Origin of the sequence: Pseudarthrobacter sp. NIBRBAC000502772 (genome assembly GCF_006517235.1) — a bacterium.
Lineage (GTDB): Bacteria > Actinomycetota > Actinomycetes > Actinomycetales > Micrococcaceae > Arthrobacter.
In genome coordinates this window covers 2,635,362-2,658,513 of record NZ_CP041188.1, presented here as the reverse complement: position 1 = coordinate 2,658,513, position 23,152 = coordinate 2,635,362, and the positions used below count along the sequence as shown (strand labels likewise).

Genomic DNA, 23,152 nt, shown 5'->3' with positions numbered 1-23,152 from the left:
TGCCTCCTGCCTAGCCGGTCCGGTGACAACACCCCCGGCTCATGAACGACTGGGGGCAGAAACCATGCCGGGAACCGACCGGCCAACACACCCTTATCGTGCACACAGGATCCGGCTACGAACAAAGGTAACGGCGCGGGCTGCTGGTGACTCCTGGCACCAAGCCTAGTCAGCTACGGTGGCCGAGGCTGGAGGTGTGGGCGTAGACCGGCCAGCTATGGATTCGGGAGAGACAGTAGCCGGACTACTCACTCAAACAGGAACTTCAATTACCTACCGCTATGGGAGCCCGTACAGCGTTGCCCCATTCGGTCCATGAGCCGTCGTAGTTTCTCACGCTGTCCATGCCGAGCAGGAAAGTCAGGGCGAACCACGAGTGGCTTGAACGCTCGCCAATGCGGCAGTAGGTGATGACTTCATCGTCGGCTCGCAGGCCTACTTCGCTGAAGTAGATCTCCTCGAGTTCCCTTCGGGGCCGGAACGTCCCGTCGTCGGAAACAGCCCGCGCCCACGGGACATTGCGCGCCCCCGGGATATGCCCGCCGCGAAGGACGCCCTCCTGCGGGTAATCGGGAATTGACGTGCGCTCACCCGTGTATTCCTCAGGGCTGCGGATGTCTATCAGGGGTAGCCCGATGTGTTCCTGGACGTCATTCTTAAACGCCCGGATGGACGCGTCGTCGCGCGTGACCACCGGATACGGCATTGCGGTCCGAGCGGGCGCGGGCGCAGGCGCGGTCTCGAGAGGACGTCCTTCGGAGATCCACTTTTCACGCCCGCCGTCGAGCAATCGGACGTCAGGGTGGCCAAAGAGACTGAATACCCAGAGGGTATAGGCGGCCCACCAGTTGTGCTTGTCACCATAAATGACAACGGTGCTGTCCCGTGAAATACCGCGGGACGTCATCAGATTGGCAAATTCCTGGCCCGTCAAATAGTCGCGCATCACCTGGTCGTTCAGGTCCGTATGCCAATCAATTTTCACTGCCGACGGTATATGGCCCACTTCATAGAGCAGCGGGTCCTCGTCAGACTCCACGATGACCAGCCTGTCATCAGCCATGTGCTGCACAAGCCATTCGGCGGTGACCAACCTATCGGAATGTGCGTACTCGGTGATTCGGTCAGAATTGTCCGGAGGTAAGGCTTGCATTGAGGTCCTTTGATGGGATTGATAGCCCGGTCAGCGAATAGACCTCCCCCTGCCAGCTTGCTCATCCACGAACAGGGATGGGGTCAATTCACGAGCTTTGATTCATGTTTTCGCGCCCGGTGCGCTCGGAGATTCGCCGGGTTGCCGCAGATCTTCACGTCATGCCAAACGCCGCTGTTGTTGCGTGAACGGTCAAAGAACGCAACCCTGCATTTTTCGCTGCGGCATAGTTTGAGCCGGTGCCAGGTTCCCGCGAGCTGGGCCTGGAAAATCTCTGTCATGGCCAGGGATTCAATGTGCCCGGCTCCCGCTCCCTGCGGTTCTGCCTGGACCATTCCATTGGATTTGAGCTTCAGGGACGTGGCGGTTGTCCAGACTGTGGGCAGGGCGTCGACGTCGGAACTGACGACGGAAGCGGGGTCCCCTTCGGCGTTGAGCGTGCCTGCAAGTTCATCACGAAAGTACCGCAGATGTTCCAGGTCGCGTTCCGTAAGTTTGACTTCGACATAGCGCCTGCCGGTTGCCAGCGCCCACTGTTTCAGCCCCGCATCCACCCAGCCCTGGGCGAGTCCAAGGTCAAGCAATAAGTCGGTTCTTCGGGGCTTTCCAGCGGATTTCGTGTTGAGCAGGTCATGCACAAAACCGAGCCCCCCAGGAGCACTTTCCATGTCATAGCGCTGCGTCGCGTTCCAGTCGCTCACTGCATCCTCTTCCGCCAACTTCCAGGGCATCTGGCCAACCACTAGCTTAAAGGCCTCAGCGGCCTTGAAATTCCAACACGGGCCGCGGCCGTCCCGTCTTAAGGGCTTCCACTGCCGAATTCAGCCCTACTTGGGTGTCTTCGCGTTCAAACAAGGGCATGGCGATATCAAACATGGCCTGGTCTGCCGCAGCGACGCCGCCCAGCGACCAGGTCCTCAGCAGCGCCTTGTGCGCAGCGTATGCCCGCGTGGCACCGGTAGCGATTCGCTGCGCAAACGCCAAGACTTCCTCCCGGAGCTTGTCCTCGGAAATGACGCGGTTCACTACTCCGGCGCGGCTCATTTCCGACGACGGCACTTTTTCCGAGGTCATGGCCCATTCTGCTGCCCGCGCCTTGCCTGCCCTTTCTGCCACCCGGTAGATGCCGCCCAGGAGGGTAACGATGCCAAGAGTTTGCTCTGGATGCCCGAACTCCGCTGACTCTGCGGCAAAGATGAGGTCGGCACGGAGAGCGAGTTCAAATCCACCTCCGAAGCAAAGACCTTGAACTTCGGCAATGACCGGCATCGGCAGCAATTCGAGCTGGTTGAAGACTGACATGTAGCGCTCAAACAAGGCACGCAGTTCCCGCGTTTCGGCGCCCGGCCACGTCATGATGTCACCTCCGAAGCTGAAGTCCGCGCCTTCAGACCGAATGATAACCACGCGGGCGTCACTGCTGCCGATGGCGGTTATAGCTTCGGAAAGTTCATCCGCCATCTGAAGGTCGATTCGGTTCTGGGGCGGATTGTCCAGGACGATGGTGGCAATCTGATCCTGGACAGTGAACGTCAGGTGGGTCATTGGCTTAGGCCCTTCGTTGAGGAAGTAGTTGGAATCGGCTGAGTGCCGCAGTTTTCAGTCGGCGGAGTAGAAACGGGATTCACCCACGGCCTTCCCGATCCGCTTACCGAGTTCAGCCGAGAAGCGGAGCGCTGCGTCAAGGGGGCGGTGGTGGATGGCGGCTGAGACGATCTGACCGTTCTCGTCCTTGGTGAGGATGGTGACCCCGTAGAGCTTGAGTCCGCCGAACGCCGTCGCCTGCCACTCAAGATAGGTGCGCGGACCATTAATGGTTTGCTGCGTAAACTCGAGGGACTCGTAAATGGAGCTGGCTGCGCTCATCACCGTTTTGACGTTTTCCCGGCCGGTGATCGGAGACCGAATGACAGAAGCCTCAAGGACAACGTCGCGGTGGAAGGCCTCACCAAAGTCGTCCGCGGACTTGCTGGCAAAGGCGTTGATCCAGCCTTGAGCGCCGGCCCCGCCGGGTGCAGCGGCAGATCCTTCAGAAATTTCTTGGAGGAACCGGCCGATGAGTCCGGCCACGTTCTGGGGCTGCTGGACGTGGGGCCAGTGGCCCGCCCCGCTGAGTACTTCCTCCTTCACGTGCTGGAATCGTGGGGCGACCGCCGAAGATACCAGTTCAGCGGTGGCGAAACCGTCGGCTTCACCGCGGATTATTAATACGGGTGAGATAAATTCACTCTTCTCAGGGGCGTCCGGGATCCCCTCGTTCCAGCAGTCAACGAGGTGGGTCACCACCTCCGGGCGGATGCGGCTGCCTATGTAGGTGAGCTTGTCCAGCCCGAATTCGTTCAGCCCGCCGCCCAGGTACATCCGAACCCCGCGCTGTGCTTCTACGTCGCCACCGAGCTGCCGGAACGAGCTGACAGCTTCCTCGGGAAGGTGCGTCCCTGCCAAGGGAACGGGCGTAACGAATACTGCGCCCAGCACCTTGTCCGGGTGGCGGACACCCACGAGCTCGGCCACGAGCGTTCCCATGCTTTGCGCGACGAGTACTACGGGCTTGTCCAGCCCAGCCACGACGCGAGCGACGTCGTCGGCGTACCGCTGCAGGCTGTAGGGGCCCTCATCCCCGCTCCGGTCGCCCATCCCTGCCAGGTCCAGCCTCAGCAGTTGGGCGTCCGCGGTGGCGAGTTCGGAGACGACGTCGTCCCAAACAGTCTGATCGTCCAGGAAACCGTGGATGAAAAGCACGGCCACATCGCCGCTGCCAGTGGTTGTCAGGGAGGGATCCTGCTCCTGCAACTGCTCAATTACGGTAGTCACTTACTGCTCCTTGGTGAGGGTGGACCCGGACGGCGACCAGGCTGCTGTATTAATTGGCGACCAATCATCCGGCTGACCGTCCAGGCGTGCCATGCGCTGCTTGTGTTTGGACTTGAGAAGGTCGTCCTCAAGGGGGGTGGTGAACACGTTTTCCACCAGGGTGTATTCAGCCGCCAGCCGGCCCACAGCCGTGACCGCCGCAGTGTCAATCCGGCCCCGTTCCAGGTACAGCTCGTCCTTGACGTGGAAGCGGACCACTTCGCCCCAGACGACGTGGTCGTTCATGTCGCCCACGGGAATGATGCGGTTAACGATGCATTCCATCGCGATAGGGGCGTCTTTGATCCTGGGTGCCGTGACGGCCTCCGAAGCCTCTTTTTCGAGCCCCACCGCCTCAAACTCGTCGATTCCCGAAGGGAATTCGAAGGCGGAGGAGTGCAGGGCGTGAGCCTGCGGAAGTGTGGCCACGTTGACAACAAAGTTGCCCGTTTCGCGAATGTTGACGAACGTGTCCTTGAGTGTCGTGCCGTCTGAGCGAGGCTGCAGCGAGATGGACACCATGGGCGGCTTTCGTCCCACCGCTGTGAAGAAGGAGATTGGCGCAAGATTGGCCACACCCTCTTCGGAGATGGTGCTCACCCAAGCGATGGCCCGGGGAATGATGCTCCCGATGAGGAGTTTGTAGGAGTCTGTGGCGTCGAGATCCGCGCTATTGATGATCATGGAGGGCCTGTATCTTTCCCTGTCAGTGTGTGGGGGCGTTCCCAAGAGGAAAACGCGACCTGAGGCTGCATCGGTGCGGCCTTCGGGGGAGGAAGTGTTAGAGCTTTGTAGAATCAGCTGAAGTAAGCGTACCCATCTTACCTATTTCATTCAAGAGTATTGATCCAGAATTTGAAAATGCCTCAAGATGGCGGTCACGCCCCGGATCAGGGACGGCAACTAGCGCTCCAGCACAACAGCGAGGCCTTGCCCCACCCCGATGCAAATGGCGGCCACTCCAACCCCTCCCCCGCGGCGCTTCAGTTCCCGTGCCAGGTGGATCAGGACGCGGGAGCCGGACGCGCCCAGCGGGTGTCCCACAGCCAGCGCGCCACCGTGAATGTTCACCTTCTCCGGATCCAGGTCAGGCCACAGCCGCAGGCATGCCAGGCTTTGGGCCGCGAAGGCTTCATTGAGCTCCACAACATCGACGTCGGCCCAGGTCTTCCCTGCCCGGGCCAGGGCCTGGTTGGCCGCCTCGACGGGCGCAATGCCGAAGATGTCTGGATCATTGCCAGCCACCCCGCGTGAAACGATGCGCGCCAGGGGTTCCGTTTCCAGGGCGCCCTCCCGGCCGATGAGCATGGCTGCTGCGCCGTCATTGAGCGGAGATGAATTGCCTGCAGTGACTGAACCCCCGTGACGGAATGCCGGAGCCAGACCGGCCAAGGCCTCCCCCGAGGTGGTGGGCCGGACACCCTCGTCGGTGAGGAGCTGTGAATCCGGATGGGGCACCACCTCGTCGTCGTAGATGCCTTCGGACCAGGCCTTCGCGGCCAGCCGGTGGCTGCGAACGGCAAACTGGTCTTGCTCTGTCCTTGAGATGTCGAACTTGTCGGCGAGGTTTTCTGCCGTTTCGCCGTTGGAGATGGTCCAGGCCTCGTTCATCCTGGGGTTGACCATGCGCCAGCCCAGGGTCGAACTGTGGAGGGTTTCCGGGCCGGCAGGAAAGGCCCGCTCGGGTTTTGCGAGGATCCAGGGCGCCCTGCTCATGGATTCAACCCCGCCAGCGACAACCAGGTCGGCATCTCCAATTTCCACAGCACGGCTCGCCTGGATGGCAGCCTCGAGGCCGGAACCGCACAGCCGATTGACCGTAACGCCAGGCACCGACGTCGGAAGCCCGGCGAGCAGCGCAGACATTCGCGCCACATTGCGGTTATCTTCTCCCGCACCGTTGGCGTTGCCCAGAATCACCTCATCAATCCTGTGCGCTTCCAGCCCCGGCTGCCTGTCGACTACCTCCCGGATGATATGGGAGGCCAGATCGTCGGGGCGGATGCCCGCCAATGACTTCCCGAATTTTCCGAAGGGGGTGCGGATCCCGTCATAGATGAAACTGCCTGCCATCGTTTTGCCTTTCGCCGTGCATAGGTGAGAAATCTGGGAATGGGGTCGGCCTGGGGCCGTGAAAGGAGCATACGCCCAAAAATCGTTGCAGGACATAGTCTAAACGTGTACGCTTATTTCACATCTTGCACCGGCAAAGTTCGGGGCTCCCCTTGGAAAGCCAAGGCTCAGGCCCTTAACCACCACGCAACTGATTCGTCACAAGATTCCCCGCGGCGCGCGGCGTGGCTCCCGCGGTTTCACACCTACCCGGCCGCGAGCGCTGGAGAGAAAAGAGAGACTCATGGCAGAACGACTGGATGTTGAATTTATGGCCGAGGGTGGCATCAAGCTTCGCGCTTGGCTCTACCTCCCGGATGGGCCAGGGCCGCATCCCGCCATCACCATGGCCCACGGCTATGCCGGCACACGCGCCCACGGACTCGCTGCGTATGCCTCCCGCTTTGCCGACAACGGATTTGTGGTCCTGGTTCATGACCACCGGAATTTCGGCGCCAGCGAGGGGGAACTCCGCCACGACATCAATCCCTGGCAGCAGATCAAGGATTGGCGCCGCGCGGTGACCTATCTGGAGAACAGGCCCGAGGTAGACGCCTCCCGGATAGGCCTGTGGGGCTCAAGCTACTCCGGCGGGCACGCCCTGGTTCTGGGAGCCACGGAACAGCGGCTGAAAGCAGTGGTCTCCCAGGTGCCCGCCATCAACGGCCATGTGGCCGGATCCAGGCGCGCGGTTGGGGATGCCAAGACGGCGCTGGAACAGTCCTTCATCGACGACGAACGGGACCAGGCCGCCGGCAAGGCACCCAGAATGATCGCAGTGGTGAGCAGTGATCCAAGCCAGCCTGCCGCATACCGGCTACCCTCCGCCCTGCGCTTCTACACGCAACCCGGCCCGGAAGAATACGGCTGGGACAACACCGTCACCTTGCAGTCCACCCGGGCGGCGCGCCTCTACGAACCCGGGGTCTGGGCCTCAAGGGTGTCGCCGAAGCCGCTGCTCTTCATCGTGGCCGCTGACGATGAACTGACCGGCACGGACCTGGCCCTCGAAGCCTACGAACAGGCCCAGGAGCCCAAATCCCTGGTGATGCTGCCAGGGGGCCACTTCGAGCCCTACGTCGAAAACTTTGAAGACTCAAGTTCCGCCGCCCTCAGCTGGTTTTTGCAGCATCTCTAAGCCACCACGAACTTCAGGGAAAGTGACACATACTATGGCACCCACAACCGAGCTGACTTACGACGTCTTCGTCTCCGGCACCCTGCCTCAAACAGGACGAGGGACACTCCCGAACGGGGACCCGCGCATCTGGTCCCCGCTGTCCTCCACGCTGATCTCCGGACATGAGAACGCGGTGCTGGTTGACCCGCCCATGACGGTGGAACAGACACAAAGGGTCGGGGACTGGATCGAGGCATCGGGAAAGACACTTAGCCACATTTACATCACCCACGGCCACGGTGACCACTGGTTCGGCGCAGGTCCCCTCGCGGAGCGGTTTCCGGGCGTCACAGTACTGGCAACCCCGGGCACGCTCCAGGAAATGGAGACGCACGGGTCCCCTGGGTTCCGCTCCTCCTTTTGGGACTCGATTTTCCCGGACCAGATTCCGCCCACAACCACCGTCACCCAGCAAATCGACAGTGGGTCCTTTGAACTTGAGGGTCATGAACTGCGGATTGTTGAAGTGGGCCATACTGACACCGACAACACCACCATGCTGTTCGTTCCCTCCATCGGGCTCCTGGTAGCCGGGGACGCCGTCTATAACGGGGTCCACCCCTACCTGACCGAGTCGCAGGACGGGGGTCTCGAAGCCTGGCTGCGAGCGCTTGATATCGCGGAGAGCCTCGAGCCAAAGTTCGTGGTGGCCGGGCACAAGAACCCCGCATTGCCCGATTTGCCCGGACAGATCCAAGAGACCCGCGGGTACCTTTTGGACGCGTCAAAGCTCCTGGCCGAGGAACCAACGCCGGAGGAGTTCTTCTCGGCAATGCTTGCGCTTCATCCTGACCGGATAAACCCCGGTGCGCTGTGGGGTGCGGCCCTGAAACTGCTCAGTTGACCAGCAGCCAGGCGCCCACGATGGGGCCCGTTGCCACGGCTTCGGAAGCAAACGAGCCCGATCTCCTCACTGAACCTCCGCCAAAGCCTCCAACGCACCCCTTCAACCTGTTTGCCATTCCCCTCGGCTTCACCGGGTTGGGGGGTGCCTGGCAGGCGGCCCGCCTGACGCTTCAGGCCCCTGCCTGGCCGGCGGAAGTCTTCTACGCGATCAGTGCGGCTGTCTGGTCCGTCCTGCTTGTCTGGTACCTGGCGAAAAGTTTCCGGTCCATGACCAAGGGACACTTCAATAAGGAACTGGGACACCCCGGAACCGGGCCGTCGGCGTCCTTTATTCCCCTGGTGGGCATCCTCCTGAGCAGTCACTACATCGAATACAACAAGCTGTTTTGGTCTGCCCTGTGCCTGTTCTTCATCCTCGCTCTCACGCTCCTTGGAGCCAGGCTTCTGGTCCATTGGGTGACCGGCGGAGTGACCCTGGAATGGGTTCACCCGGGTTACCTGCTTCCCGTTGCTGCAGGTCCCTTCATCGCCAGCATCGGCTTCTCCACCATGGGATGGCCTCAAGCGGCGATCGCTGCGTGGGGAACCGGTGGTTTTTTCTGGCTGATGATCGGGACTGTGGTGACGGTGCGCTTCATGGCGGGGATTGAAATGCCGGACGACTTGAAGCCCGTCTTGGCCGGGTACCTGGCCGCCCCCGCAACGGCCTGCGTTGCCTGGATAGTCATCCGCCCGGACGGTTCCGGAATCATCCAGTTAGGACTCATGGGAATCCTCCTCATGATGATTCTGATGCAGGTGGTTCTGATTCCCCAGTACGCCAGCCTGCCGTTCTCGCTGACGTTCTGGATCTTCACCTTCCCGGTGTCAACGTCGGCGAACTACGGCATCAGATGGCTCGGAACCCTCGGCGTCGCCGGCTCGGAACTCATCTCCTGGACCCTCTTAGGCCTTGCCACGGCTTTTGTCCTTGGCATCGGAATACGGACGCTCGTCCATGGTTCGCCGGCCAAGAGACGGCGCTGACGCTTCGGCACACCGCGACCTCAGCAAATCCGGCGCGGACGCGTCTAACTCAATGCCCGACGCCGGGGCTTGGGTTGTGGGAAATGGTTGCGGCGTGCTGGGGAGACATAAAGAAGACCTCCGGGTGGAGCGGGACTTGTGAGTTCTGCTCCACCCGGAGGCTTTGTGTCTCCCTTATGCTGTTCTCGCCGAGCGAGCAAGCGGCCAAACCTTTGTCCAGCGATGAGGTGGCTGCTCTCGTGGCTGCTGTTCCTGGGCGGGCTCTGGATGGAGCCCCCGGAAGCGATGGCGGGTATTCAGAGCGCTGGCCAGTGTGGCATGACTGTGGCACGCGGTAAGCGAGCCCGGAGCAGCTTTACCGTGGAGGGTCCGCGCCTGTTATTCCGGAGGATGTCCCCACGAGGTCTGGGCTGCGAACTCCAGCCCGGGTACTTGTTCCAGGTCCTCGTTCATGAGACTACGGAAGCATCTGTGCGGGACGCGACTCGCTTCTTCCGCCGGCACCTGATGATCCATGACACCTCGCGTGGCCGAGAAGGAGACGTTCAGACACTGTCGGTCAGCATCCGAGCAGCTCCCTATCGATCCTGTCCAGCGCGAAACGTTCCGCCGCTTCTTCATCGACCTCGAGACAGAGACTAACTCCTTCAACGCCGAGGCAAAGGACTAAGACGGCTACGTATGGAACGGCCGAAAGGCAAAAGTATCGCCCAAGCGTTCCTGGGACCGCTTATTACCAAGGGACCAGTCCCGGAAAATGGCTGGGGCTGCCCGAGCGGCCGGAATGGTGGACATCCGTGAACCCCTTCCTGCAGCCACTACCTGGCTGCCGAAGGACCTTGCCCCTGGCTCCCGAAGGACCTTTGCCCCTGGCCGCCTTCATCCCCCGAAAGGCTCACCGCCCACATCCTCGTGCCCATCACGGCAGCCTGAGGCAAACAAGATGAGGTAGGAGAAGTAGGGTCCCCAGACGGTTCACCGGCCCTAAAACTCAGCTTGCATGACCGCCGGTATCCGGTCCGGAAGTTTGTGTTCACCGAAACTGTTCTCCGGCTGGCTCCGCAAACAGCCGAGCCACCTTGCTCTGGAGCAGGAGCAAGGTGGCTCGAATTGGACTCTGTATCGCTGCGGTCCAGTGACCATGCGACGATCAGGGTCGGTAAATGCAAGCCGCCTTATGAGTCGGCACGTGAACGGCGTATGGTCATCGCCCTGACTGCACCCACGGCCGCAGCTCCCGCCAGGAGCGGAATGGCCAGGGCGAAGAAGATCTGGTCCACGCCCCATCCTGCGCCCAGCATCACGCCACCCAGCATACCGCTGACGATGGAACCGGCCTTGCCGAAGCTGTGCATCCATGACACACCGGTTGCGCGGGCTTCGGTGGGGAAAACCGATGTACTCAGTGCGTTCATGCCGCTGTTGGCACCCACCAGCACAACGCCGATGGTGAAGCCCAGAACAAGCAGAAGGGGCAGGGTCAGGTTGACTGACGCCAGGATCCAGGCGGCTCCGGCGGCCAGCGTGAAGGCCGCACCGAGGGATACATATTTGCCCAGCTTCTCCATGGCAAAACCGATGGCCAAAGCCCCGATCACACCGCCGAGGCCGAACATCGACACCACATTGCCTGTCCCAGCGGCGTCGATATTAAGTTGCTTGACGATGAGCGGCAGGTAGTTCAGGAACATATAAACCACTGCGGCGCAGATGAAGTAGCAAAGCCAGATCAGCAGCGATACAACCACAAGTTTCTTGGACAGTACCGCCCTGACGCCGCCAACCGGCTTGGCACCGCCGCTGGGGACCGCACCTGTCAGATCCACCGTCTTCATGTCGAAACCGGGAATGATGGCACTCAGCACCTTCGTCACGTTTTCTGTCCGGCCTCCCCGTCGAATCATGAATACGGTGGATTCCGGCAGGCCCCACAGCAGTGCTGGCAGAAGGATCAAGGCAAGGAGTGTTCCGGTCCCGAGCAGCCAATGCCAGCCCAGGGTGGGAATGATGGTTGATGCCAGGAAGCCGGTGATTACTGTTCCCAGTGGGAAACCGGTGAACGTGATGGCCACAATGGCGGCCTTCCGCTTTTCAGGCGCGAACTCGGCCACGAGCGTGATGACCAGGGGCATCACAGCTCCGAGGAACAGGCACGCCACCACCCGGAAGATTCCTAGCGTCAGGTCGTTTTGTGCCAGTGCGCCACCTAAGGTGGCGAGCCCGAATCCTGCCGTGCCTACGATAATCGGGAGCCTTCGGCCGATCTGGTCGGACAGCGGGCCGGCAACCATCGAACCGACGGTGAGCCCCACAACTCCCAGTGTCACCATGGTTGTCACCGTTGCCAGCGAGGTACCCCACTGGGTGACTATTTGGGGGTAGATAAATCCCCACAGGCCGATTTCAACTCCCTCCAGGGTCATGGTCAGGAACCCGAGAAGGATGATCACGCGCCGCCTGTTGCCCAGCGGCGCTTGATTGAGTAACTCCTGAACGGTCAAGCGGGAGGACGCCGAGGTCCGGAGGCCGGTCGTCTTTGACGCCTCGTTGGCTATTGCCATGTTGTTCGCCTTTCTAATGCACGCCGTCGTTGGCGTGCGTGAGCTGATGCGAAGCTCGTAGTGCTCGTGGATCGGGGCACGCAGCCTTCTGGGAGCGGTTGCCGTCTAGGTTGTTCCCCTGCGCCTTGCTCATGGCAACCGAACCTTCAAGTGTGTTCGGGGACACAAGGTGAACTCTGTGATTGAAAGAAGCTTAGGCCATACAGCTCTTTCAAGCAATGGTTTTCGGAGTATCCAATTATTCCCCGCTACAAGCACTCCCCCGTAGGCCTCGAATCCGATGTCTTTGCACTCAACCACCTTGCCTCCCTTCATCGGAGACCGCCTCGACCCGCAGCGTCTTCAACCAGTCACTGATCACGCCCCAGGGCTGTTCCCAGCCGCCGTCGAGCATCATGTCATGCCCAATCCCGGCGAGCTCCCGCACATCGGCGCCATAGCGTCGTGCGGTTGAGCGCGCTGACCGCACGGGCACCATGCGGTCGTGCTTGCTGTAGACGGACAGAAGCGGATATTCAGACTTCAGCCTCGACGGGAGATGGAAAAGCAACTGGTACTGGACCCGGGGTGACTCACCACAAAGGGATCGGGAAATCGCCGCCGCCTCTTCAGTGCCCATCCGCTCGAACAGCATGTCCGGCGGCAGCCGAAGGCTTCGACCCGCGAGAAACCGCATCGCCTGCCAGGGATGGCTTCTCAGCACCGAGATAACCGTCCCGAAGGCCGGACCGGAAGTGATTGAGCCAACAAGCACGCCCGCGCTCACCTTCGCCGGCTCCAGTGCCAACACCCGCTGCACGACCAGGCCACCCAGTGAGTGCCCAACCAAGACGAGCTCATCAGCATCGACAGCCTCGACCGCGCGAAGGACGTCTTCAACATAATCCTTCAGCCGCGCCGAACGGAGGCTTCCTCCACTGCCACCGTGACCCCTGAGCGAGATCGCGTACGTCGCATAGCCCTCCTCGGAAGCTGTGCGCATCCAGTTGTGCCAGCATGCGGCGTCATGACCGAGGCCATGCACAAAGAGCAGTGCAGTACGAGGCCCGGCCGCGCCAGCAGGAACCGCGGCAAGCATTTCGAGTTGAACATCGTTACCAGTGCCAAACATCATCGTTTTCACAGCGATGAACATATCAGAAGTAGAAAGAGGTAACAATGATTTGCATGTGTCGGCCTCTATTCTGAAATTGCGCTTGCTGTCACATTCAAACGCAATATGCTCCTTACATACTTTCGCCCTACGACACCGCGATACCGTCGTCAGTCTGCTTCGAGAAGGAATCTAAGGCTTTGATTCCAAGGAATCAGACCGGCGGAACGCCGGGCGCAACGATGGCCAGCGGACGATGGCGGGAGGTACCGGCGTCGTCCGCTGGCTGGTTCTTGTTCTTACTGGTCAGATGCCGGGTCCGTACCGGCCGCCGACACAAGCGGTCCCAGCATCAGACTTCCTGAGGTGAACTCCTCACCGCATTCCGCACAAGACACCACCGGCTTCAGGTCGGCCCCGCAACTGTGCCGGTAAGAGGCACGGGGTGTCTCGTCGCGCATCCATGTACTGCTCCACGCTGCGAGTGAAATGAGGATGGGCGCGACTTCGGCCCCGGAGGTTGTGAGGTGGTACTCGTAGCGCGGGGGGCGCTCGGAGTACTGGACGCGCTCGATCACGCCTTGGCTTTCAAGTGTGCGGAGTCGGCCCACCAGGATGTCGCGGGACGCGCCGGTATTTCGCGCGATCTGATCGAACCGGTGAACGCCCAAGGACATCTCGCGAAGCGCCAGCAGCGCCCACCGCTCCCCGAGCACGTCGAGCCCCGCCGCGATGAAACACGCCCTGGGCGCATCTACTGCCTTGTCGGTCGGCCGTTTCATCGTTCACCTGCTTTCGGTACTTTCTTCAAGTATACAAGTCAGTTGGAAAATCCAACTCACTCGTCTACTCTGATGTTCTGAGGTCGCGACAACCGCGTCGCCGCCTATCTGGGATCAGGAGAATCCATGCCACTGCTATCTGGCGCCGTCGTCCTCGTTACCGGTGCAAATGGGGGCCTGGGCCGCGAGCTCGTCGAACAGGCCCTCGCCCGAGGTGCTGCGAAGGTGTATGCGACGGCCCGCCGCCCGCAAGAGTGGAACGACTCCCGGGTGGTCCCCCTCGCCCTCGATGTCACCAGCCCTGACTCGATCCGGGCCGCCGTTACCCAGGGCCAGGACGTCAGCGTTCTGATCAATAACGCCGGCATAGGCGTCGAATCGGACACGTTCTTGGCACTCCCTGACGAGAAGATCCGTGAGGTCATGGAGACCAACTTCTTCGGACCGGTCGCCCTGACGAGGGCATTCGCACCGGTGCTCGCCGCCAGCGGGACTTCCGCGGTCCTCAATATCCACTCGGTGCTCAGCTGGATCGCGCTCACCGGCGCCTACAGTGCGTCAAAGGCCGCGCTGTGGTCGGCGACCAACTCCTTCCGCGTGGAGCTGGCCCCCCAAGGCACGCAAGTCACTGGTGTTCACCTCGGCTACATGGACACAGCCATGGCCGAGGGCGTGAATGCCCCGAAGATCTCCCCCGAGGAAGTCGCGCGGAAGTCGTTCGATGGGCTCGAGCAGGGTGAGTACGAGGTCATCGTGGACGAGATCAGCGCCGGAGTGAAGCTCGGCCTGTCCGGTTCGATCTCGGATCTGTACCCTGCCTTGGCAACCCAGGCCCCGGCATGACCGCGACAAACCCTGAAGACCTGCAGATAACTTAGGGAGGAAACCCCGGTGTCAACCAACACCTCGGCGCAACGCACGGAAACATTCACCTGGATTGATCCGGCAATCGCCCTCGAACAGCTGCCACGGCTGTCGGGTCTGGACTACTTTTCCGGCCTCCGCGACGGCAGCATTGCGCCGCCGCCGATCGCTTCCCTCATGAATTTCGATCTCGTCGATGCGAAGTACGGACACGTCGAGTTCCAGTGCTGGCCGGGAGAAGCGCACTACAACCCCCTCGGAATGGTGCACGGCGGCCTGGCCTGCACGCTCCTCGACACAGTGCTCGGCTGCGCAGCACACAGCACCTTGGAAGCAGGGATCGGCTACACCTCTATCGATCTGGCGGTCAAGTACCTGCGACCCATCACGCTCCAGAAGGGTGCTCTTCGCGCAGAGGGGTCAGTCGTAAAAACCGGCTCGCGGGTGATCTTCACCGAAGGCCGCCTCAGCACCGCCAACGGAGAACTCCTCGCTACGGCCACGAGCACGCTGCTCATCTTCCCCCACCAACCGGGCGCTCTGACAACATGACTGGTACCGGCACCGCCCTTGCCCTGACGCCAGCCGCTCAGGATCGCGCCTTGCCCCCGGCACCCCTTTCGGGAATGCAGGCGTTGAGCCGCTTCGGCATTCCCTTGGGGCTTGCCGGTCTTGGCGGCGGCTGGTCCGCCGCGAGGAGCTCTCTCGGATCCCCGATGTGGCCGGAGGAAATCCTCTACGGGGCAGCCGGCTCTCTGTGGATGATCCTGAGCGCCGTCTACGTGTTTCGGGGCCTCCGCCGGAAAGGAGCATTCCGGGCAGACCTGCGACACGAAGTGGCGGGGTGACCCCGCCGTGGCCCTTCACCTCCTTCATCCCGCTCGTGGGGATCCTGCTTTCGTCCCACTACAGCCAGTATCTGCCGCCATGGGGCGCCTGGCTGTGTATAGATTTCATTACCGCCCTTGCCATCGTCGCCGCGCAGCTCCTCGCTCACTGGGGTCACCGTCCGCCTGATGACCGGCGGCGAGCTGTCACCAGCCGCTACAACCGGACTGTCCGCCTATCTCGCCGCGCCCGCAACGGGCAACATTGCCTGGATGCTGTCACATCCAGAACCCGTGGGGCTCGTCCAGCTTGGTCTAACGGGCGTGCTGTTGATCATGGCGCTGATGCAGCTCATGCTCCTCGCCGAGTACCGCAAGCTTCCCTTCACGCAAATGTTTTGAGTGTTCACCTTCCCGTTGCTGCAACCGCGAACTATTCCATCCGCTGGCTTGCAATCACCGACCTCCCCGGCAGGGGAATTTGCTCCTGGACGATTCTTAGCCTCGCAACAGCCCTCACCCTGGCCGTCGCCGCCCGCACCGTCCCAACAGCCATCGCCCCAAAATCGGCGAGACGCGCCACAGCACAGAGCACAGAAGTGCGCTGAAGCTCCTGCGAACACATACCTCTCAGTTGCATTGTTTAGCGGCGCTTCCCTGGGCTGCCGCATAGTAACCGCTTGCGAGTAGTGATACCTATCCGGTTGGCAAGCACACAGCCAGCGGCACAACATACCAAGCCACTCTTCGGCTCTTGCAACCAACTGTCAGCCGTGCCGCCGCAGGATATCCCGCCCGCGGTCGCCACCAATCCCACTGATTCGAAGTAACCAGCACAGCCAAGGACCCACATGAGTTCACCAGCAGGACATCCAACCGCATGGACGGCCAACGTCGACCACAGGATTTTCATGGCACGAACAACGTATACACACCGTCTCCATGACTGGTCCGACCTGCGGGGAGCAACTGTGGAAGTCCGCCGAAATGGAACATACTTCAGAACTGGCCGCGTGGTAGAAGCAACTTCGGAGCTGCTATGAATCGCGCAGGAAGGCGTCGAGTCGGGAATGATAATCGAGAAACTCGATGGCGATGAGGTAGAGCCAGTAGGACCTGGCGCTTCAACAAGACGCACCCGTACCTCAGGATTACGCGAACCCGATCATGGGAGAAACAGGGCCTCATAGCCTCGGCCATGAGTTCGCTGGCTACGTCGTCCAGGTTGCAGCCGCGCACGTGACTAAAGGGATTTCCTAGATCCGCACACCGACACGGGAGCTGGCACGCCCTCTAAGGAAGCAAGAAGCGGATAGAGCCCGATCGCAGCAGAACACAAACACGATATTCGATGACGATCGAGAACTCCGGGCCCCCTAGATCCGCACTAAAAGAATCCTTGACAGAGCCTTCCTGCAGTCCTATGTTTATTGCAACCGATCTCAGCAACCGATCTCACTGTTCGTCAATGCAACCGATCTCAAAGGAGAGACTCGATGATCAACTGGCTCATCCCCGGACCTTCGGTAGCCCCACATTCAGCAGGCGTCGTTTTGAGTACGGCATGCTCCCGCATCAGCAACCCAGCACACAGGAGAGATTCATGATAAAGAAGCGATGGGGCTTGGCGCTCGTCACAGCAGTCGTAGCTAGCCTTGCCCTCAGCGGCTGCTCCCCCTCAACTCCGGAATCTGGAGGGCCGGTGACGATCAATTACTGGGACTTCCTCGATCCCAGCCAGGCTAATCCGCGCTCAAAAGCCCTGAAGGAGAACATTGCCAATTTCGAGGCGGCAAACCCTGACATTAAGATCAATCTCTCGGTGGTTTCTCTGGGCGATATGCTGAACAGGCTGCCGCAGTCAGCAGCGGCCGGTCAGGCGCCGGATGTATTTAAGATGTTCACCCCGCTCGTCCCCCAAATGGCCGGCGCCGGCGTCTACTCGCCGCTGCCTGATGCTGCGTCCAAGGTCACTGACTGGCTTCGCCCCACCGACACTCTCGCTGGACCTGACGGCAAGCAGGTCGCGGTGCCCTATGAATACCGCACCTGCGCGCTGTACTACAACCAGAAAATTCTTTCTCAGATCGGTGCGGCCACTCCAACCACCTACGAGGAAGTCGTCGACGTTGCACGAAAAGCTGTCGCAGCTGGGTTCACCGGGTTCGGAACCGGGTTCTCGGACACTGACAATTCAGCCATCATCAGCACTTTCTTCAACTGCTTCATGACGCAGGTTGATCAGGAAATATGGACTGGGGACGGACAGGCAGATTTTGCGACAAAGAAGGGCGAGGAGTTTGGCAACTTCCTGAGCAAACTCCGTGACGCAAAGGCTCTGGGTAGCAATGTCGTTTCCGATACGTACGGCACCGTAGCAGACGGCATGGCCAGCGGCACTGTCGCAATGGCAGTCCTCGGCACGGAACGAGCCGTTTCCTTCGCCTCGCAGAACCCGGACCTCAAGTGGACCTCCCTGCCAAAGGCGTCTACTGGCGACACCACCGGCACCACCATCGGGTGGACTCTGGGAATAGGCTCGGGAAGCAAGCACACAGAGGCGGCCTGGAAGTTCATCGAGTACATGACCGGTCCCGAAGCCGGCGCAAAGATGGCCACCGGCGGCGAGGTCCCCACACGCGCTGCCACTTATGAGCAGCCATTCTTCTCCACGCCCGAAGCGAAAACGGTGAACGACATTGCCGCCTACGTCAAGAGCAACAGCAAACCCCGCACATACTCCAATAACTGGACCTCGCTGTCCACCGGGCTCTCCCAGGCCGGACAGAAACTGACCCTCAACGGTACATCGGGCAGCGAATTTATCCGTTCCGCCCAGGATGCGGCCAACAAGAAATAGCCCCCAACATTCCGAGGGGAGCCTGAAAAATCAGGCTCCCTCCGGAAGGGAGAGATAATGTCAACAAACAGCCCAACCCGCACTTCATCTCAGACGGCCACTCCACCCACAGGCATCCAGGCTCTCCGCCGGGCTCGTAAGGACCGCATGGTCTGGTTGTACGTCGTCCCCGTCACTGCCGTGTTCCTCTTTGTATTTGTTGGACCGCTCATCTACACGGCATGGACAGCCCTTCACGAGACTTCGTATTACCAGATCGGAAAATTCTCCGGTCTGAACTCTTTTACCAAGCTGTTCTCCGACTCCGATCTGCCCGCCCGCATCTGGACAACCCTTGTATTTTCGCTCGGGGCGCTGGTCATTGCATTGCCCGCGGGACTCTTGTCTGCACTTGTGCTGAACAACCTGCACCGATTCAAGCGCTCCGTCCGCAGCCTCTTCCTGTTGCCGTGGCTTATGTCCCAGGCCACAGCAGGAACAATCTGGCTTTGGTTTCTCAACCCCAATTACGGGCCGGCCTCAGCTATCACCAAATCCCTAGGGTTCGGTCCTACTGATGTCTTCTCGTCCCCGAATAGTGCGCTCGTTGCCGTGACTCTGATGACAGCGTGGTGGTCCTACCCGCAAGCCATGCTTCTCTTTCTCGGCGCCCTTCAAACCATTCCAGAGGAATTGTACGAAAGCCTCAAAGTGGACGGCGGGGGGATCCGGCACGCATTTGTCAACATCACTTTGCCTCACCTGCGCAACACCATCGTCTCCGTGGTGATCGTTCTACTCATGCTCTATGTACAGATGGTCACCATCATCCTGGTGACGACACGAGGTGGTCCCATCGGATCGACCGAGACGCTGTCAATGCGGGTATACAACCAGATGTTCGACAAGTTCGATCTCTCCGGGGCATCAGCAACGGCTATCCTCCTTTTTGCCGTAAATATTGTCCTCACTCTTGTCGCGATTCGCTTCCGACGGAAGGAAAGCCTGTGAGCACCACAACTTCACGACGCCAAGGCCGCGTCGGCGCGGTCCTTCGGGCGGTTCCGGCCTGGGCATACGTCACCCTCTCAGCTGCGATCGTTCTGCCGCCTGTCGCATGGATCGTATCCACCTCGCTGAAAACGGCCTCGGATACCCTTGAGTTCCCGCCGAGATGGATTCCGGACCCGATCTCATTCGAGGGCTATGCGGGCCTGCTGACTTCAACGAACATCCGGTTTTTCATTAACTCCCTCATCTACGCTGGCGGTTCCATCGCCCTCGCGTTGGCGATTTCCATTCCGGCAGCATACGTTGCCACCAGATACCGAAGCCGCCGCATGGAAACTCTCATGACCGGGATCCTGGTGCTATCGATGGTTCCGGCAATCGTGGTCTTTATCGCGCTGTACTCCATGTTCGTCAAAACCGCCTTAATCAACACGTACCCGATGCTGATCGTCGTCTACACGGCCATCATTTGTGGACAGACCATCCTGTTTCTTCGCAACTTCATCGAAAACATACCCGTCGAGATTGAGGAAGCGGCCGCAATCGATGGCTGCTCCCGGATACAGATCTTGTGGCGAATCATCCTCCCACTCATCCGTCCCGGTATCGCTGCTGTAGCCATCTTCATCTTCGTATTCGTTTGGAACGACTTCCTTGTAGGCACCGTCCTCGCCACCACAGAAGACATGAAGACCGTCCAGAACGGCATCGTGCGGTATATAACCACGGGCTTCGGTAGCTTCTGGGGACTCTTCGCTGCATTCATCGTCGTTGCTTTCATCCCCGTTCTCTCAATCTTCCTGGCCTTCCAGCGCTGGTTTGTTGCCGGCATGACGTCCGGTGGTGTCAAGGGATAACTACAGCAAAAGTTCTGCTGCCCAGGCCCAACCCAGAAAGGCACGCCACATGGCCGCTTCCAAGCGGTCATGTGGCGTGCCCTTTCGCGACCAACTCACCGGAACTGCAATCCCTAAACTCTGACAAGCCCCTCAGCCCGCGTCTTAAGTACCCGCGGGGGCCGAATGCGCTCGTTCAACACCAACACCAACGCCAACGCCAACGCCAACGAAGGAGCCTGACCAATGCACCGCCCGAACGCCCTGCCCACCGGCCAGTGGGCCAATCTTCCCCTCGACGAAGACGGCAAGCTCGCCTCAGGATGGGGCTACGACGGCCTTAAATCGCCGTCTCCGGAGACCGTCTTGAGACCTGGCGCTGGAAATGAGCTCGAATTCCGCCACGAAGCCAGCGTCGCCTCCCGCTCTTGGGGGACGGCGAACACCTGTTGAGGCCTGCCGCGACGAAAATGATCGCTGTTGAATCTTCCACCGGCATTGGCGCAGGGCTGATTGACCGTGGTACTCCGCTTCGCGGAATCAAGGGCACTGCTGGCGCCATTGGACACATCCCCATTCAACGCGGCGTAGATTTTCCGTGTATTTGCGGAAACAAGGGGTGTCTCGTCGCCTTGAGTGGCGGACCGGCAATTGCAAAGTCCCCTCTGAGGGTCGGCGCTGGGCTCGAACTTGAGAATCTGGGTAGGTTGCTGCCAAGCGAAACAAAAAAGCAGTTCAAAAAGGTCCTGGACCTTTAAGGCAGGCATCCACTCCAGCTATGAACCCTGTTCGGCTATTTCGGCAGGCCTTACCTCACCCGCACTGCTGAGGTTAGGATCATCTGCAACCCGTAACTCAATCGATGAACCCCTACGAAACGGCAGAGTTCATTAGGGACCCGAGCATACGGGCATGGCTTCTCAAAGTGCTCCTACGGTCCCACGAGCAACCAGATCTCACCCCCCACACGATGGGATCCAACTGCCATCCGCGTGATGCCGCGGGCCGAATAGCAGGAGCTTCAGGGATGCAGGGGGTAGCCACATCTTGCGCGAAGCCTGGCAGCGCTCCCTAGACCATTCCTGCATGTGTCGCAGCAACCTTGCGACGCGTCGGGGAGATCCCCTCACCCACGAAGCGCTGAATCATGAACCAAACAGTCGATATGCCGAACACAGGCCCAGCCTACTGCTCGCCCACCACAAGCGGCTCCCGAACAGGTACCACTACCTCGCCCTCTTAAAACGTGCTCACCGTTTAAGAGGGCGAGGACCAGACTGCAGTCCGCGTCCGTGTACCGTTTTTTGCGAAAGGACAGAGTTTGAGTCATGTTGCCGTGCCAGCCGCTGAAGGTCGGCTGCTCTTGGGATAGCACGCACGGGGGACGCCTTCTGTCCTCACGCGAGCCAAACCATCAGGTGTCGCAGCAAGTCCGTGCCACGGACTTGCCAATATATCGGCCTTCTCGGCAAAGGTGTCATTGCTATCGAAAAGACTCAAGGCTCGGTTGATGAGTGGAGGACCCCTTCCGGAATCTTAAAGCCGCGCTCCTCGTTCCATGCGCTGTTTCCCCTGGTTTGCCCAGTCTGGTTAGCTGGCGCTAGGCACTCCGAGCATCTTTACCCGGGTGCGGATAGCTCAAGAGTTGTCGCTTGGCGGCCAGTCTGGCGGCTGAATTAGCTCCACACGATTTCCGTCTGGATCGAGCAGGTAGATCAGCAAGCCTCCTGCAACCGGGCCCGACGTGGGTGCGACCGGTTCGGACAAAGCGCTGTACCCGAGCGCTGTCATTCTGGCGTAAACCTTGCGCAGGTCAATATCGGTAAAAGCAAGATGTGCAGTCCCCGGCTGCGCCTCTGATGGGTTAACGGCCGGTGGCGGATCTTCAACCTGGACCAGCTCCAAGTTGAAGGTACCGTCACCCGTTGAGAGCATTAGTGCTTTGACCTTAACGTCCGGACGGCCGTAAAGTTCGCCGACGTATGGGCCCGATGTCCATTCTTTCAAGCGGACAAGGCCAAGCCCTTCCACGTAGAACCGTGCGCTGCGCTCCATGTCCGCAACGTGCAGGGCAGTGTGATGATGTCGAATCGCAGTTTTCATTTCTCCCGCCTAAACATCCCCGAAGGCTTGAACTGGGACCAAAGAACGGACATAGGCTTCTCCTCATAGTTTTGGACTGAAATTTCGCTGGGGTTGCTCAGACACAGCTTGAGGGGTCGGCGCTGGGTTTGCCTGGCGTATGTGTACGCTGGGTTGCCACCCGCAAAAGGCGCGTGATGGCCTCTCGACTGCGAGGCACGGTACAGGGGGTTCAGGTTCCTATTCCCAGGTGTGCTCCGCCAGCCACATCGAGAGACACTCCGGTGATGTAGCGGTTGTCGGGATCGGTCAGAAAAAGGATGGCGCGGGCGACTTCGTCGGGTTCGGCAAACCGGCGCATCGGCAGTTGCGCTGCCCTCTTCGCCCGGTTGGCAGCCGCATCCGGGCCTGAATCTTTGGCAAACTGTGCCCACATGGGTGTGTTCACCGGGCCTGGTGCGACGGCGTTGACGGAGATGCCCTGAGGCCCGAGTAATTCTGCGAATGACCACATGATGTGTAGGACTGCAAGCTTGCTCGCGTTATAAGGCAGGTAGTTCAGGCGTGCTTCTTTGGCCGCGACGGAGGATAAGACCACGATGGCGCCGGCCGTGCCGGACTCAAGCATTGACTTTGCTGTCTCTCGTACCATCGAGAACGTTGCAGAGGCATTGATCCTCAGAATGGAGTCGAACTCTTCTGTGGTTGTCTCCATAATGTCCGGCGTGGTGCCGAGCACGCCTGCTACATGGACGAGGACGTCGATGCGGCCGAATCTGGCTTTGATGTCCTGGATAACCGTTGCGCATTGTTGCTCGGACGTGATGTCGAGAGGATAGAAGGCCCCCAGCGCCTGGTCCTCCTTGGGGGAACGGTCAGCGCCGACGACGAGGGCGCCTGCGGCTACGAATGCGCTGACAGCAGCATCGCCGATTCCCCCGCTCGATCCGGTTACCAGAACCACCTGGTCTTTGAGGCTCATCGGTTCTCCCCACTCAGGATGCGGCTGCGCCGCGGTTCTCCTGCGGTCCGGCCGTGGGTTGCTCGCTTCATGTCTATTTCCTTAGTTATGGTTGTTCGGTCGACG

At 60.3% G+C, this 23,152-nt stretch carries 22 protein-coding genes and 1 pseudogene; 12 read left to right on the top strand and 11 right to left on the bottom strand.

Features of this window, described 5'->3' with window-relative positions; translation table 11 throughout:
• Positions 1-265 precede the first annotated feature (265 nt).
• The 6 genes from NIBR502772_RS12215 to NIBR502772_RS12190 all read right to left on the bottom strand — a co-directional run bounded on the left by NIBR502772_RS12215 (position 266) and on the right by NIBR502772_RS12190 (position 6,079).
• Positions 266-1,153: a sulfurtransferase gene (locus NIBR502772_RS12215; RefSeq protein WP_141140395.1), complete on the bottom strand. Its 888-nt coding sequence runs from the start codon at positions 1,151-1,153 to the stop codon at positions 266-268.
• An 83-nt stretch (positions 1,154-1,236) separates the two neighbouring features.
• Positions 1,237-1,884, bottom strand: coding sequence for a CGNR zinc finger domain-containing protein (locus tag NIBR502772_RS12210; RefSeq protein WP_141140394.1), 648 nt, complete (start codon positions 1,882-1,884; stop codon positions 1,237-1,239).
• A 25-nt stretch (positions 1,885-1,909) separates the two neighbouring features.
• Positions 1,910-2,698 carry an enoyl-CoA hydratase/isomerase family protein gene (locus tag NIBR502772_RS12205; protein WP_141140393.1) on the bottom strand — a complete coding sequence of 263 codons (789 nt, stop codon included), beginning with the start codon at positions 2,696-2,698 and terminating at the stop codon, positions 1,910-1,912.
• Between the two features lie 54 nt (positions 2,699-2,752).
• Positions 2,753-3,967 (bottom strand): alpha/beta fold hydrolase, encoded by a 1,215-nt coding sequence (locus tag NIBR502772_RS12200; RefSeq protein ID WP_141140392.1) that lies wholly within the window; start codon positions 3,965-3,967, stop codon positions 2,753-2,755.
• Positions 3,968-4,690, bottom strand: a complete 723-nt coding sequence (locus NIBR502772_RS12195) for a flavin reductase family protein (protein ID WP_141140391.1) — start codon at positions 4,688-4,690, stop codon at positions 3,968-3,970.
• A gap of 219 nt (positions 4,691-4,909) precedes the next feature.
• Positions 4,910-6,079 (bottom strand): thiolase family protein, encoded by a 1,170-nt coding sequence (locus tag NIBR502772_RS12190; protein WP_141140390.1) that lies wholly within the window; start codon positions 6,077-6,079, stop codon positions 4,910-4,912.
• Positions 6,080-6,362: 283 nt separating this feature from the next.
• Between NIBR502772_RS12190 and NIBR502772_RS12185 the strand changes: the two genes are divergently transcribed.
• The 4 genes from NIBR502772_RS12185 (at position 6,363) to NIBR502772_RS22420 (ending at position 9,840) form a co-directional block, all read left to right on the top strand.
• Positions 6,363-7,256, top strand: coding sequence for an alpha/beta hydrolase (locus NIBR502772_RS12185; RefSeq protein ID WP_141140389.1), 894 nt, complete (start codon positions 6,363-6,365; stop codon positions 7,254-7,256).
• Between the two features lie 34 nt (positions 7,257-7,290).
• The gene (locus tag NIBR502772_RS12180; RefSeq protein ID WP_141140388.1) at positions 7,291-8,142 is read left to right on the top strand and encodes an MBL fold metallo-hydrolase; all 852 of its coding nucleotides are present in this window, start codon (positions 7,291-7,293) and stop codon (positions 8,140-8,142) included.
• On the top strand, positions 8,139-9,170 hold the full coding sequence (locus NIBR502772_RS12175; RefSeq protein ID WP_246848489.1) for a TDT family transporter: 1,032 nt from the start codon (positions 8,139-8,141) through the stop codon (positions 9,168-9,170). The genes NIBR502772_RS12180 and NIBR502772_RS12175 overlap by 4 nt, the downstream gene beginning before the upstream one ends.
• Before the next feature lie 514 nt (positions 9,171-9,684).
• On the top strand, positions 9,685-9,840 hold the full coding sequence (locus NIBR502772_RS22420) for a hypothetical protein (protein ID WP_168223536.1): 156 nt from the start codon (positions 9,685-9,687) through the stop codon (positions 9,838-9,840).
• Between the two features lie 505 nt (positions 9,841-10,345).
• On the opposite strand, the gene NIBR502772_RS12170 is transcribed toward NIBR502772_RS22420, so the two are convergent.
• The 3 genes from NIBR502772_RS12170 to NIBR502772_RS12160 all read right to left on the bottom strand — a co-directional run bounded on the left by NIBR502772_RS12170 (position 10,346) and on the right by NIBR502772_RS12160 (position 13,606).
• Positions 10,346-11,731, bottom strand: a complete 1,386-nt coding sequence (locus tag NIBR502772_RS12170; protein WP_141140387.1) for an MFS transporter — start codon at positions 11,729-11,731, stop codon at positions 10,346-10,348.
• 292 nt (positions 11,732-12,023) lie between these two features.
• Positions 12,024-12,866, bottom strand: a complete 843-nt coding sequence (locus NIBR502772_RS12165; RefSeq protein ID WP_141140386.1) for an alpha/beta hydrolase — start codon at positions 12,864-12,866, stop codon at positions 12,024-12,026.
• A gap of 257 nt (positions 12,867-13,123) precedes the next feature.
• Positions 13,124-13,606: a helix-turn-helix domain-containing protein gene (locus tag NIBR502772_RS12160; protein WP_141140385.1), complete on the bottom strand. Its 483-nt coding sequence runs from the start codon at positions 13,604-13,606 to the stop codon at positions 13,124-13,126.
• Between the two features lie 126 nt (positions 13,607-13,732).
• Between NIBR502772_RS12160 and NIBR502772_RS12155 the strand changes: the two genes are divergently transcribed.
• The 8 genes and pseudogenes from NIBR502772_RS12155 (at position 13,733) to NIBR502772_RS23100 (ending at position 20,741) form a co-directional block, all read left to right on the top strand.
• Entirely contained in the window at positions 13,733-14,449 is a 717-nt protein-coding gene (locus NIBR502772_RS12155) for an SDR family oxidoreductase (RefSeq protein ID WP_141140384.1), read from the top strand.
• Positions 14,450-14,497: 48 nt separating this feature from the next.
• Positions 14,498-15,022 carry a PaaI family thioesterase gene (locus NIBR502772_RS12150; RefSeq protein ID WP_141140383.1) on the top strand — a complete coding sequence of 175 codons (525 nt, stop codon included), beginning with the start codon at positions 14,498-14,500 and terminating at the stop codon, positions 15,020-15,022.
• A gap of 464 nt (positions 15,023-15,486) precedes the next feature.
• Complete coding sequence (locus tag NIBR502772_RS12145) at positions 15,487-15,699, top strand: hypothetical protein (RefSeq protein WP_141140382.1); 213 nt, start codon at positions 15,487-15,489, stop codon at positions 15,697-15,699.
• Positions 15,700-16,921: 1,222 nt separating this feature from the next.
• Positions 16,922-18,157 (top strand): ABC transporter substrate-binding protein, encoded by a 1,236-nt coding sequence (locus tag NIBR502772_RS12140; RefSeq protein WP_246848488.1) that lies wholly within the window; start codon positions 16,922-16,924, stop codon positions 18,155-18,157.
• 147 nt (positions 18,158-18,304) lie between these two features.
• The gene (locus NIBR502772_RS12135; RefSeq protein WP_141140381.1) at positions 18,305-19,147 is read left to right on the top strand and encodes a carbohydrate ABC transporter permease; all 843 of its coding nucleotides are present in this window, start codon (positions 18,305-18,307) and stop codon (positions 19,145-19,147) included.
• The gene (locus NIBR502772_RS12130) at positions 19,144-20,004 is read left to right on the top strand and encodes a carbohydrate ABC transporter permease (protein WP_141140380.1); all 861 of its coding nucleotides are present in this window, start codon (positions 19,144-19,146) and stop codon (positions 20,002-20,004) included. Before NIBR502772_RS12135 ends, NIBR502772_RS12130 begins: the two co-directional genes overlap by 4 nt.
• Positions 20,005-20,229: 225 nt before the next feature.
• Positions 20,230-20,366 (top strand): annotated as a pseudogene (locus NIBR502772_RS12125) (sugar phosphate isomerase/epimerase); the annotation flags it as partial.
• Between the two features lie 87 nt (positions 20,367-20,453).
• Complete coding sequence (locus NIBR502772_RS23100) at positions 20,454-20,741, top strand: ROK family protein (RefSeq protein WP_141140379.1); 288 nt, start codon at positions 20,454-20,456, stop codon at positions 20,739-20,741.
• Positions 20,742-21,621: 880 nt separating this feature from the next.
• Here NIBR502772_RS23100 and NIBR502772_RS12115 read toward each other — a convergent pair.
• Both NIBR502772_RS12115 and NIBR502772_RS12110 read right to left on the bottom strand, forming a co-directional pair.
• Entirely contained in the window at positions 21,622-22,086 is a 465-nt protein-coding gene (locus NIBR502772_RS12115) for a VOC family protein (protein ID WP_141140378.1), read from the bottom strand.
• Positions 22,087-22,297: 211 nt separating this feature from the next.
• Positions 22,298-23,047: an SDR family NAD(P)-dependent oxidoreductase gene (locus NIBR502772_RS12110; protein ID WP_141140377.1), complete on the bottom strand. Its 750-nt coding sequence runs from the start codon at positions 23,045-23,047 to the stop codon at positions 22,298-22,300.
• Positions 23,048-23,152 lie beyond the last annotated feature (105 nt).